Genomic DNA, 11,577 nt, shown 5'->3' with positions numbered 1-11,577 from the left:
CCATGCTCGCCGCCCACCGGGCGCCCCGCACCGCGAGCGGCGCACGAGGGGAGGGTCAGCCCTGGGCGGACGGCTCCCCGGCGGGCTTCGGCGGGGCGGCCCCGTCCTGGGCGGACGGCTCCCCGGCGGGCTCGGCGGCCCGCTTCTCGTACCGGAGCGCCGCCCCCGTCACCACCGCGCCGAGGCCCTCCCACAGGCCCACGCCCAGGAACCCGGCCGGGGCGCGGCCGGTGACGACCGCGAGGGTGAAGACCGCGCAGGTGAGGAGGCGGAAGGGGACCGTCCAGCGGAAGAAGGGCTTCCAGTCGGCGAGCGCGGCCAGGACGTAGTAGACGCCCATGTTGAGCGCGGCCATCGAGGACGCCGTGAGGAAGACGAGGGTGTGGTCGCCGTCCGCGCGCCCGCCGTCGGGCACCGGCTCGAAACCCATCACCGTGAGCAGCGCGTCCGGTACGACCAGGCCCACCACCCCCAGCGCGGCGGCCAGCACGCCGAAGACCGCCATGGTCCAGCCGGAGACGGAACGGGGCAGGCGCACGGGGGTCCTCCGCGAGGTGAGAGCAGGATCGCTGGTTCGAACGGGTGCTCGGAGACGAGCGGGATCCTGCATATCGCGTGGCGGGGTCCGACGGCCAATCCGGTCCGCCCGACCCCGCCCCGCGTCCGGCTCACTTCAGGGCCGCCGCCATCATCTTCTGCGCCACCGGGGCCGCCAGACCGTTGCCGCTGACCTCGGAGCGGGCCGCGCCCGAGTCCTCGATCATCACCGCGACGGCGACCTGCTTCCCGGTCGAGGCGTCCTTCGCGTACGACGTGAACCAGGCGTACGGCGTCTTGCTGTTGTTCTCGCCGTGCTGCGCCGTGCCCGTCTTGCCGCCGACCTCGGCCCCCGCGATCGCCGCGTTGGTGCCGGTGCCCTCGTCCACCACGGTCCGCATCGCGCTCCGCAGCTGCTCGGCCGTCGAGGAGGAGACGATCCGCGTGGTGTCGCCGTCCTCGTACGTCCGGAGCGCGTCGCCGTCGGAGTCGACGACCTTTGAGACCATGTGGGGGGCCGCGAGCAGACCGTCGTTGGCGATCGCCGCCGACACCATGGCCATCTGGAGCGGCGTGGCGGTCACGTCGAACTGCCCGATGCCGGTGAGCGCCGTCTGCGCCGCGTCCATGCCCGAGGGGTACACGCTCGCGTACGCACGCACCGGCACGTCCAGCTCGTCCTCGTTGAAGCCGAACTTCTCCGCCATCGCCTTCACCTTGTCCTGCCCCAGGTCGGCGGCCATCTTGGCGAAGACGTTGTTGCAGGAGTACCGGAGCGCGGTGCGGATCGTGGCGTCCTCGCAGGGCGCCGAGGCGTTCTCGTTCCTCAGCACCGTCCGGGTGTTCGGCAGGGTGTAGGGGTCGGGGCTCCTCGTCGCCGTGTCCACCGAGCCGTACAGGCCGTCCTCCAGGGCGGCCGCCGCGACGACCAGCTTGAACGTGGAGCCGGGCGGCAGCGGCTGCCGCAGCGCCCGGTTCACCAACGGCTTGTCCTCGTCGGTGGTCAGCGCCTTCCAGGCGTCGCCGTCCGTCGTCCCGGCGATCTTCGACGGGTCGTACGAAGGGGTGGAGACCATGCCGAGGATCCGGCCGGTCGCCGGGTCGACGGCGACGGCCGCGCCCTTCTTGTCCCCGAGCGCCCGGTAGGCGGCCTTCTGGACGTCCGGGTCGATCGTGGTGACGACCGTGCCCGGCTCCTGCTGCTTGCGGGTGAGGGCGTCGAGCGGGTTCTTCAGCCGGTCGTCGGTGCCGTCGAGGACGTCACCGTAGATGCCCTCCAGCTGGGTGGCGCCGTACGCCTGCGAGCTGTATCCGGTGACCGCCGCGTACAGCTCGCCGTCCGTGTACGTGCGGCGGTACTCGAGGTCCGTTCCCTCCGTCTTCTTCGAGCCGGTGACCGGCGAGCCGGCCACGACGATGTTGCCGAGCGGTTGCGCGTACTGCGCGATGGTCTTCCGCCGGTTCTTCGAGTCGTCCGCGAGCGCCGTGCCTTCGTACGCCTGCACCCAGGTGGCCCGGCCGAGCAGGGCGAGCACCAGGAGCAGCACGAAGACCGACGTGTGCCTGATCGTCTTGTTCATCGCACCCGGTGGGACGAACGGGCCGGTGGGGGACGTTCCGGATGTGGCCCGTTTCTCAGCGAACCTTCATCCCGGCGGACCGTTCGCCCCGTGACGGCCGGACCCGTCACCCCGCCCGTACGAAGCCCGACTCGTACGCCAGGATCACCGCCTGGGTACGGTCGCGGGCGCCCGACTTCGCCAGGACCGCCGCCACATGGGTCTTGACCGTGGCCGCGCCGACGCCCATCCGATCGGCGATCTCCGCGTTCGCCAGGCCCGTCGCCACCAGCCGCAGCACCTCCGCCTCCCGCTCGGTGAGGCGCCCCACCCACGGCGGCGCCACCGGCGGCCGGTGGCGGGCGTGCTCGGCGGCCAGGCCCCGCACCGCCGCCGGGTAGAGCAGCGAGTCGCTCCGCGCGACCAGCCGGACGGCGGCGACCAGCTCCTCCGCCGCCGCCCGCTTCAGCAGGAAGCCGGCCGCGCCGACCCGCAGCGCGTCGTACACATAGGAGTCGTTCTCGAAGGTGGTCACCACCACGATCCGGGGCGGCTCCGCCATCCCCGCGAGGATCTGCTCGGTGGCCCGGATCCCGTCGATCTCCGGCATCCGCACGTCCATCAGGACGACGTCCGGCCGCTCGGCCCGCACCACCGACACCGCCTCGGCGCCCGTGGACGCCTCGCCGACGACCTCGATGCCGGGCTCCGCGTCGAGGATCACCCGCAGGGCCGTCCTGACCATCCGCTCGTCGTCGGCGACGACCACCCTGACCACCGCGTCCGGGGCCGCGCTCATCGGGGGATCCTGACCGCGAGGCGCCAGACGCCGTCCGCCGGCCCCGCCTCGGCGGTGCCGCCGAGCAGCCGGGCCCGTTCCGCGATGCCGCGCAGACCGCGCCCGCCGTTCGGACGGGCGACCGGGGGCCGCTCCGGCAGGGGGTTCTCCATGGTGATCTCCACCTTCTCGGTACGGGCGTCGAGCCGTACGGTGACGGGCTTCCCGCCCGCGTGCCGGGCCGCGTTCGTCAGCCCCTCCTGGACGATCCGGTACGCCTCACGGGACAGCGCCTCCGGTACGGGGGCGAGGTCACCGGAGACCCTCAGCGCCACCTCCGGCCCCGCGCCCCGCACCAGGGCCTCCAGGGCGTCGAGCCCCGGGCCCACGCCCTCCTCGACGTCCCCGCCCCGGCGCAGCAGCCCGAGGGCCCGGTCCAGCTCGCCGACCGTACGCCGGGTGGTCTCCTCGATCGCGGTCAGCGCCTCCCGGACGAACTCCAGGTCCGCCCCCGCGCCGCCGTCCAGGACCCGGCGGGCCGCACCCGCCTGGAGGGTGGCGGCGCTCAGCGCGTGACCGACGGAGTCGTGCAGCTCCCGGGCGAGCCGGTTGCGGGACTCCGCCTCCGCCGCGCGCCGCTCGGCCGCCGCGATCCGGTCCGCCGGACTGGGCCCGAGCAGCCGGGGCGCCAGCCGGGCCAGCAGGGCTCCGGTCGCGGCGGCCACGGCGGCGAGCGCGAGCAGCATCAGGAACCCCAGCGGAAGCGCCGCCCAGTCCCACCACGGCCGGTCGAGGCCCCAGAAGCGGCCGAGCTCCGACCGCCTGAGCGCCGGGGAGAAGGGCAGTGCCATCACCGACACCGCGAACGGCGGCAGGGCCAGGCTCGCCCCGCTGACCAGTGCTCCGGCGCCCAGGTGCAGGGTCAGCCAGCCCGCCGTCCGCGCCCTGGCCGCCGCGCCCCGGGCGGGGCCGTCCGCGAACCGCTCCGCCGGCACCCCGCACAGGGTCCGCGCGGCGGCGACCGACATCGGCCGGGCCGGCGGGAAGAGCGCGCTGACCGCGACGAGCGGCAGACCCACCGCGTACGCCCCGAACTGCACCCCGAGCCCCCCGGAGAACATGCCGCCGTCGTCGAGCAACGGCCCCAGGACGAGCGTGCCGACCATCCAGAACGGCATGAACAGGGCGCCGCCCACGATCAGATGGAGCCAGCGCCGCCTGGCCCGCTGCCCGAGGAGGGCGACCGCGCACCGTCTCACGCCTCGGTGCTCCGGCACCGCAGGAAGGCGGCCACGCACGCGGCGAGGAGGAACCCGGTGATCATGTCGCCAGCGTAGGACAGCTGTACGAGTCCGGGGACGTGCTTGGTGGGATCCGTCTCCGGGAGCAGGGCGACGAGCGACATGTACGCGCCCCAGCAGCCCACGGCGGCCGACGCCGTCCAGGCCAGGGCGAGCGCGGTGCGGACCCGCAGCCGGGCCGGCCGGCGCAGGACCAGGGCGAGCGTGGCGACCGCGGCGACCGTGAGGAAGCCGGTCCACTGGGCCTCCAGGACGAAGAAGTCGGCGCCGCGCTCGGAGATCCGCCGGGCGGAGAGGCCGGTGGTCGCGCCCGCGGCCCACAGCAGGTGGGGCGCGGCCGCCACGAGCGCGGTCACCGACCCGGCCAGAGCGGCCGCCCGTACGCCGGGCCCGGCCGCGCGGGCGGCCGGGTCGCCGAGCCGGCCGCTCCAGAGATGACCCCAGCGGTCCCGCGCGTACCAGGTGAAGAGGGTGCCGAGGGCGAGGCCCTGGAGGATGAACCCGCCGTAGACGACACCGAAGACCCAGGGGTCGAGGAAGGGTTCGCCGGCCGCGTCGGCCTGCCCGTCGCCGCCGGTGAGGGCGGCGACCACGAGCTGGGTCGGGTAGCCGGTCATGATCGGGGTGAGCAGGCCGGTCGCGGCCCACATGGGGAGAGCCAGAAGCCACGCGGGGAACCGGCGGCCCCAGGCCTGGGTGAGCAGCAGGGCCAGGACGACGACGAGCACGTCGGCGAGCACCGTCACCGCGTTGGCGACCGCCATCAGCCGCGGGTGCTCCAGGAGGACGCTCCCGGCCGGGATGCCGATCTCGCTGCCCGCCACCCAGGCGACCTTGAGCGAGACGTACGGGACACAGGCGAGGATCGCGAGCGCGCGCAGCGCCCGGCGGGCGGCGGTCGGACGGTGGGGAGGGGCCGGCCGGTCGGCACGGGGGAGGGGAGCGGTCTCTGTCATGGCTCCACGCTCGCGCGCAGACCCCCCGCGCCACCTCCTGCCGAGCGGTGAACCGCCTCCGCCGCACGGGGGAGACGGCCTCCCCCGGGGGCCTCATGGGGCACCGCGACTGCCGGACGGCCGCCCGGACGCACGGGAATTGACCCATTATTCCGAAGATCGATTGACCCATCACCAGGGGTCAATGGGCCTCTAGGGTAGTGATCATGAACGAGAACGCGACCTTCGCCCCGCTCCTGACCCGCGCCGCCGACGCCGAGACCACCGCCGACCCCAGCAGCGTGATGACCCTGCTCGCCGACTCCGACACCACCGGCGGACAGCTCACCAGCTACCGCTCCTCCTTCGCGAAGGGCGCGGTCGGCGCCCCGGCGCACTTCCACACCAAGGCCTCGGAGATGTTCTTCGTCCTCGGCGGCTCGCTCCAGGTCCTGGTGGGCGAGGAGCTGTCCGTCCTGGAGCAGGGCGACTTCCTCCTCGTCCCGCCGCACACCCCGCACGCCTTCGCGGCGGCCCCCGGCGCCGAGGCCGACGTGCTCTTCGTCTTCACGCCGGGCATGGCCCGCTTCGACTACCTGCGCCTGCTCGGCCGGGTGATGCGGGGCGAGGCGAGCTCCGAGGAGATCAGGGCCTCCTCGGAGCAGTACGACAACCACTACGTGGACAGCCCGGTCTGGCAGAGGGCGCTCGCCGACCGCGCGTGACGGCGCGATCGAGCGGCGGGGTCGCTGCCGGCCGCGTGCGAAGACGTGATCGAGACGGCCGGTCGCCGCCGACCGCCCGTGACGGTGTGATCAGAGGCGGCGGGTCGCCAGGGTCAGCCGGTCCCGCGCGTCGAAGAGCGCGTCCTTGATCATCTGCTCGTGGGCCGGGGTGAGCCGCGCCACCGGCACCGAGCAGCTGATCGCGTCCCGCGCCGGGGTCCTGTAGGGGATCGCGATGCCGAAGCAGCGCAGTCCGAGGGTGTTCTCCTCGCGGTCCACCGAGAAGCCCTGCTCGCGGATGACGTGCAGCTCCTCGATGAGCCGCTCGCGGTCGGTGATCGTGTGCTCGGTCAGCGCCGGGAGGGTCTCCGGGAGCAGCTTGCGCACCTGCTCGTCGGTGTGGGTGGCGAGCAGTGCCTTGCCGAGCGAGGTCGAGTGCGCCGGCAGCCGGCGTCCGACCCGGGTGAACGGCCGCAGGTAGTGCTGGGACTGGCGGGTCGCCAGGTAGACGACGTTGGTGCCGTCGAGCCGCGCCAGGTGGATGGTCTCGGTGGTGTCGTCGCTGAGCCGGTCGAGCGTGGGCCGGGAGGCGGCCACCACCTCGTCGCCGTCGATGTACGAGGTGCCGACGAGCAGTGCCCGCACCCCGATGCCGTACCGCGTGCCGGTCGAGTCCGTCTCCACCCAGCCCAGCTCGACCAGTGTGCGCAGCAGCATGTACAGGCTGGACTTGGGGTAGCCGACGGCCTCCTGGACGGCGGCCAGCGAGTGCATCCCGGGGCGTCCGGCGAAGTATTCGAGCAGCTCCACGGTCCGCACCGCGGACTTCACCTGCGCTCCGCCCGCGTCGGCAGTCGCCATGACCCTCGCCCCTTTTCCGTCGTCCGGCCGTCCGGCGGCCACCTGGCTGAACGGCGCCCCTTGTGGAGACGGCCACGCCGTCCCTAGAGTCCCGGAGAGAACGTTCATCTACGGGAACTGTGTTCAGAATAGCGAACAGGGGCGTGGCGGTGGCGGCAGAACCAGTGTGGAGTGTGGACCCCCGGACGGGGAAGCCGCGCGAACAGGTCGCGGTGGAGGCCGCGGCGGAAGACGTCGACCGGGCCGTACGGGCCGCCCACGGCGTGCGGGAGAGCCTCGCCGACCGGACGGTACGGGCCTCCTTCCTCCGTACCGCGGCCGACGTCCTCGACGGCGCGCGCGAGCAGATCGTCGAGACGGCCGACGCCGAGACCGCCCTCGGGCCCGTCCGCCTCACCGGCGAACTCGCCCGCACCACGGCCCAGCTGCGGGCCTTCGCCGACGTCGTCGAGGAGGGCTCCTTCCTCGACATCCGGATCGACGCGCCCGACCCCGACGCCACCCCTCCCCGGCCCGACATGCGCCGCTGGAAGATCCCGCTCGGCGTCGTCGCCGTCTACGCCGCGAGCAACTTCCCGCTCGCCTTCTCCGTCCCCGGCGGCGACACGGCCAGCGCCCTCGCGGCCGGCTGCCCCGTGGTGGTCAAGGCCCACCCCGACCACCCGGCCACCTCCGAGCTCAGCGCCGCCCTGCTGCGCAGGGCCGCCGCCAAGGCCGGCCTCCCCGAGGACGTCGTCGTCCTCGTCCACGGCTTCGACGCGGGCGTGGCACTCGTCCGCCACCCGCTCGTGGCCGCGGCCGGCTTCACCGGCTCGGTACGCGGCGGCCGGGCCCTCTTCGACGCGGCCGCCGCCCGGCCCGTACCCATCCCCTTCCACGGCGAGCTCGGCTCCCTCAACCCGGTCGTGCTCACCACCGCGGCCGTCGACGAGCGGGCCGAGGAGATCGGCGCGGGCCTGGCCGGCTCGATGACCCTCGGCCAGGGCCAGTTCTGCACCAAGCCCGGCTTCGTCCTGGCCCCCGCCGGCGAGCCGGGCGACCGCTTCGTCGACGCCCTCGGCGCCGGGGTGGCCGCGGCCGGACCCGGCCCGATGCTCGACCACCGGATGCGGGACGCCTTCGTCGCCGGGGTCACCGAACGCGCCGCGCTCGCCGGGGTGCGGACCCCCGTCGCCCCCGGCGCGGGCGACGCGCACACGGTCAGCGCCGGCGTCCTCGCCGTCGACGCCTCCCTGCTCACCGAGGGCGAAGGGCACGACCTCCTCCTGGAGGAGTGCTTCGGCCCGGTCACCGTCGTCGCCCGCTACACCTCCCGTACGGAGATCACCGAGGTCCTCTCCCGGCTGCCCGGCAACCTCACCGCCACCCTCCACATCGCCACGGAGGGCACCGAGGACACCGACGCCGCCTCGCTCCTCGCCGAGCTCACCCCGCTGGCCGGCCGGGTCCTCGTCAACGGCTGGCCCACCGGCGTCGCCGTCGCCCAGGCCCAGCACCACGGCGGCCCCTACCCGGCCACCACCTCCACCTCCACCTCCGTCGGTGCGACCGCGATCGAGCGCTGGCTGCGCCCGGTCACCTACCAGTCGACCCCCGACCACCTGCTCCCGCCGGAACTCCGCGACGGCAACCCGCTGGGACTCCCGAGGCGCTGACCCCCGGGGCCGTGATCCGCCGGATCACGGCCCCGGGACTCCGCACGCACCGCGGCGACCCTCAGTGCTCCACCCGCACCACGATCTTCCCGAGGTGTGCGTGGCGGACTCCATCAGCCGATGGGCGTCGGTGACCCGCTCCAGACCCCCGAAGGTCTCGGCGATCACCGGCGCGAGGGAGCCGTCCCGCAGCCCCGAGCCGATGAGACCGGCCGCGCGGCGCCGCCCCTCCTCGGTCGCGGCGAGCACACCGTTGGCGTACGTGTGGACGGTCTGCGGCCAGTTCCTCGACAGGGCGACCGGCCGCGGGTCCAGCCATCCGTACAGCACGGCCGTGCCGCCCGGCCCGGCCGTCGCCGAAGCCCTCCGCGCCCTCCACGGCGACCCCGCGAAGGCCTGGACGGTCGAGGAGCTGGGCGCCCTCGGCGGTCTCTCCCGTGCCGCCTTCGCCCGCCGGTCCACCGCCCTCGTCGGACGCGCACCGCGCGCCTACCTCACCTGGGGCGGATGACGACCGCGGGCCGCCTCCTGCGCTCCCGCGACCTGCCGCTCCGCGCGGTCGCCCAACGCACCGGCTCCACGTCGGAGTTCGCCTTCGCCAAGGCCTTCAAGCGGGAGTACGGGGTGGCACCGGGGCAGTACCGCAAGGGCGCCTGAACCCGTGCCGGCCGGAGACCCGGGAGACGGGCCCCCGCGGGCTCAGGCCCGAGGCCCCGGCAGGCGCAGCGACGCCAGGGCCGTCAAGGTCAGGAGGCCGGCGCTGATCAGCAGGCTCGCCGGCAGCGCCGTCTCCATCGACCGGGCCGCGAGCGATCCGAAGACCGCGACGGCGAGCGCGCCCGCCGTCTGCCGCACCGCGTTCAGGAGCCCCGCGGCCGTACCCGCCCGCTCCGCCGGAACGGCCTCCATCATCGAGGCAATTAGCGGCGGCAGCGAGAAACCCACCCCGAGCGCCGGCGGTACGAGCAGCAACGCCTGTGCCACCCGCGAGGACTCCGCGTCCACCGTGAGCAGCCCGAGCAGTCCGGCCACCGCGACGACCTGACCGAGGACGATCGGCAGCCGCGCCCCGTACCGCGCCGCCACCCGCGCCGACAGGATGTTCACCCCGGCGAGGAGACCCGTCATCGGCAGGAACATCAGCCCGGCCGCCAGCGCCGAGAGCCCCAGCACCTGCTGGAAGAAGAGACTGAACACGAACAGCGTCCCGTAGAAGGCCACGCTGTTCGCCGAGCCCGCCGCCACCGCCACGGCCACCGTCGTGTTCCGGAAGAGCCCCAGCGGCACCATCGGATGCCGCCGCCGCGACTCGACCACCAGGAACGCCGCGAAGGAGCCGCCCGCGAGCCCCAGCGCCCACCAGGCCTCCGTACCGCCTTCGACGGCCGCGAAGGTGAGCGCCCCGAGCGCCGTCATCGCCGTCAGCTGCCCCGGCAGGTCGAGCGGGGCCGTCCCGCGCGACGAACGCGCCACCCGGGTCAGCGGAACGAGCGCGAGCAGCCCCAGCGGCAGGTTGACGAAGAACACGCCCCGCCAGCTCCACACCGTGGTCAGCGCCCCGCCCACGACCGGCCCGAGCGCCACCGCGACCGTGCCGCCCGCCGCCCACAGCGACACCGCCCGGGCCCGCCGCCGCGGATCGCCGTACGCCTCCCGTACGAGCGCGAGCGATGCCGGAAGCATCACGGCCGCCGCCGCTCCCTGCACCGCCCGGGCCGCGAGGAGCGCCGGAAGCCCCAGGGCGAGACCGCAGGCCGCAGAGGCGAGGACGAAGACGGCGACCCCGGCCCCGTACGCCCGGCTCGCCCCGACCCGGTCGGCGAGAGCGCCGCTGGACAGCAGCAGCGCGGCGAGCACGAGCGTGTACGCGTCGACCACCCAGGCGAGCCCGGACATCCCCGCCCCCAGGCCGGCGCCGATCGCCGGCAGGGCCACGTTCACGACGGAGGTGTCGAGGGTGAGGAGGGCGAATCCGAGCATCGCGGCGACCAGGGCGGGACGGGGAGACACGGGCCGGCTGGCGGGGGTTTCGGTGAGGAGCGTCGAGGACATGCCCCCAGCTTCATGATCGACGGAGCCGTACAGTAGCGGCCCGAATGCCATACGTCCGGAGGTTCTGGCCATGACGGTCCCGTCCCGTCCCCGGCGCGTCGCGGTGATCGCCGCCCCGCCCGTCTCGATGTTCAACCTCGCCATCCCGGAGATGCTGTTCGGCAAGGTGGAGATCGACGGCGCACCCGGGTACGAGACGGTCATCTGCGCCCCCGACCCCGGGCCCGTGCCGACCACCGGCGGGCTCGACCTGGTCGTCCCGCACGGCCTCGACGCCGTCGCGGAGGCCGACACCGTCGTCCTCGCGGGCAGCGGCTCCGTCACGGACCCCGACCCGCGCATCCTCGACGCCCTGCGCGGCGCCGCCGCCGGCGGTCGGCGGATCGCCTCCATCTGCACCGGAGCCTTCGCGCTCGCCGAGGCCGGACTGCTCGACGGCAGGGCGGCGACGACGTACTGGGAGTACCGCTCGCTGCTCGCCGCCCGACATCCGGCCGTCGACCTCCAGGACGACGTCCTGTTCGTCCAGGACGGGCCCGTGCTCACCTCCTCCGGGTACGCGGCGGGCATCGACCTCTGCCTGCACGTCATCCGGACCGACTACGGCGCCGCCGTCGCCAACACCGTGGCCCGGCAGGCCCTCGTCGCCCCCGTACGCCCCGGCGGCCAGACCCAGTTCACCCAGACCCCGCTGCCGCCCGAGCGAGGCGTCTCCTTCGCCGACACGCGCGCGTGGGCGATGGGACACCTCGACGAACCCCTCGGCCTCACCGACCTCGCCCGGCACGCCGGGGTCTCCGTCCGCACCCTCTCGCGCCGCTTCCACGCCGAGACCGGGGTCAGCCCCCTCCAGTGGCTCCTGCACCAGCGCGTGGAGCGGGCGAAGGAACTTCTGGAGACGACCGGACTCCCCATGGACGGGGTGGCCCGCGCCAGCGGGCTCGGTTCGGCGGACTCCCTCCGCCACCACCTGCTGCGCCGCACGGGCCTCACCCCGAGCGCGTACCGGTCGAGCTTCACCCGCCTGCCGACGCCTCCCGCTGCCGCACCGGAGGGACCCACGCGCCCGCGTACCGCCACCGTCGCGACCGAGAGGCCCGCGCGCCCGCGTACCGCCACGGAGGGCCCGGCGCGCTCCGGGGCCGCAACCGGCCCGTCCTCCCGTGCGTCCTGA

General features: G+C 74.6%; 11 protein-coding genes and 1 pseudogene. 4 read left to right on the top strand and 8 right to left on the bottom strand.

Annotated elements, in window-relative coordinates; genetic code table 11:
- Positions 1-55: 55 nt before the first annotated feature.
- The 5 genes from AMK29_RS00435 to AMK29_RS00415 form a co-directional block, all read right to left on the bottom strand.
- On the bottom strand, positions 56-505 hold the full coding sequence (locus tag AMK29_RS00435; protein ID WP_073808111.1) for a hypothetical protein: 450 nt from the start codon (positions 503-505) through the stop codon (positions 56-58).
- Between the two features lie 163 nt (positions 506-668).
- Positions 669-2,117 carry a peptidoglycan D,D-transpeptidase FtsI family protein gene (locus AMK29_RS00430; protein WP_073806582.1) on the bottom strand — a complete coding sequence of 483 codons (1,449 nt, stop codon included), beginning with the start codon at positions 2,115-2,117 and terminating at the stop codon, positions 669-671.
- A gap of 106 nt (positions 2,118-2,223) precedes the next feature.
- Positions 2,224-2,895 carry a response regulator transcription factor gene (locus tag AMK29_RS00425; RefSeq protein ID WP_073806581.1) on the bottom strand — a complete coding sequence of 224 codons (672 nt, stop codon included), beginning with the start codon at positions 2,893-2,895 and terminating at the stop codon, positions 2,224-2,226.
- A complete protein-coding gene (locus tag AMK29_RS00420) occupies positions 2,892-4,133 on the bottom strand; it encodes a sensor histidine kinase (RefSeq protein ID WP_073806580.1) in 1,242 nt (413 codons plus the stop codon). Before AMK29_RS00420 ends, AMK29_RS00425 begins: the two co-directional genes overlap by 4 nt.
- Positions 4,130-5,131, bottom strand: coding sequence for a hypothetical protein (locus tag AMK29_RS00415; protein WP_073806579.1), 1,002 nt, complete (start codon positions 5,129-5,131; stop codon positions 4,130-4,132). The genes AMK29_RS00420 and AMK29_RS00415 overlap by 4 nt, the downstream gene beginning before the upstream one ends.
- Before the next feature lie 206 nt (positions 5,132-5,337).
- Here AMK29_RS00415 and AMK29_RS00410 point away from each other — a divergent pair, with 206 nt between their 5' ends.
- Positions 5,338-5,835: a cupin domain-containing protein gene (locus AMK29_RS00410; protein WP_073806578.1), complete on the top strand. Its 498-nt coding sequence runs from the start codon at positions 5,338-5,340 to the stop codon at positions 5,833-5,835.
- A 90-nt stretch (positions 5,836-5,925) separates the two neighbouring features.
- On the opposite strand, the gene AMK29_RS00405 is transcribed toward AMK29_RS00410, so the two are convergent.
- Positions 5,926-6,696: an IclR family transcriptional regulator gene (locus AMK29_RS00405; RefSeq protein WP_073806577.1), complete on the bottom strand. Its 771-nt coding sequence runs from the start codon at positions 6,694-6,696 to the stop codon at positions 5,926-5,928.
- A gap of 149 nt (positions 6,697-6,845) precedes the next feature.
- Between AMK29_RS00405 and AMK29_RS00400 the strand changes: the two genes are divergently transcribed.
- The gene (locus AMK29_RS00400; RefSeq protein ID WP_073808108.1) at positions 6,846-8,351 is read left to right on the top strand and encodes an aldehyde dehydrogenase (NADP(+)); all 1,506 of its coding nucleotides are present in this window, start codon (positions 6,846-6,848) and stop codon (positions 8,349-8,351) included.
- A 24-nt stretch (positions 8,352-8,375) separates the two neighbouring features.
- Here the strand turns inward: AMK29_RS00400 and AMK29_RS35430 are convergent, their stop codons facing one another.
- Positions 8,376-8,681: a hypothetical protein gene (locus tag AMK29_RS35430; protein WP_073806576.1), complete on the bottom strand. Its 306-nt coding sequence runs from the start codon at positions 8,679-8,681 to the stop codon at positions 8,376-8,378.
- Between the two features lie 10 nt (positions 8,682-8,691).
- On the opposite strand from AMK29_RS35430, the pseudogene AMK29_RS35425 reads away from it, so the two are divergent.
- A pseudogene (locus AMK29_RS35425) lies at positions 8,692-9,008 on the top strand (helix-turn-helix transcriptional regulator); the annotation flags it as partial.
- Positions 9,009-9,050: 42 nt separating this feature from the next.
- Here AMK29_RS35425 and AMK29_RS00385 read toward each other — a convergent pair.
- Positions 9,051-10,454 carry an MFS transporter gene (locus AMK29_RS00385; protein WP_443334042.1) on the bottom strand — a complete coding sequence of 468 codons (1,404 nt, stop codon included), beginning with the start codon at positions 10,452-10,454 and terminating at the stop codon, positions 9,051-9,053.
- Positions 10,455-10,473: 19 nt separating this feature from the next.
- On the opposite strand from AMK29_RS00385, the gene AMK29_RS00380 reads away from it, so the two are divergent.
- Positions 10,474-11,577: a GlxA family transcriptional regulator gene (locus AMK29_RS00380; RefSeq protein WP_241845045.1), complete on the top strand. Its 1,104-nt coding sequence runs from the start codon at positions 10,474-10,476 to the stop codon at positions 11,575-11,577.

The sequence above is a fragment of the Streptomyces sp. CB02261 genome (assembly GCF_001905665.1).
Classification (GTDB): domain Bacteria; phylum Actinomycetota; class Actinomycetes; order Streptomycetales; family Streptomycetaceae; genus Streptomyces.
Note: the sequence above shows the minus strand (reverse complement) of the source record. Positions and strands in the feature narration are given on the sequence as shown.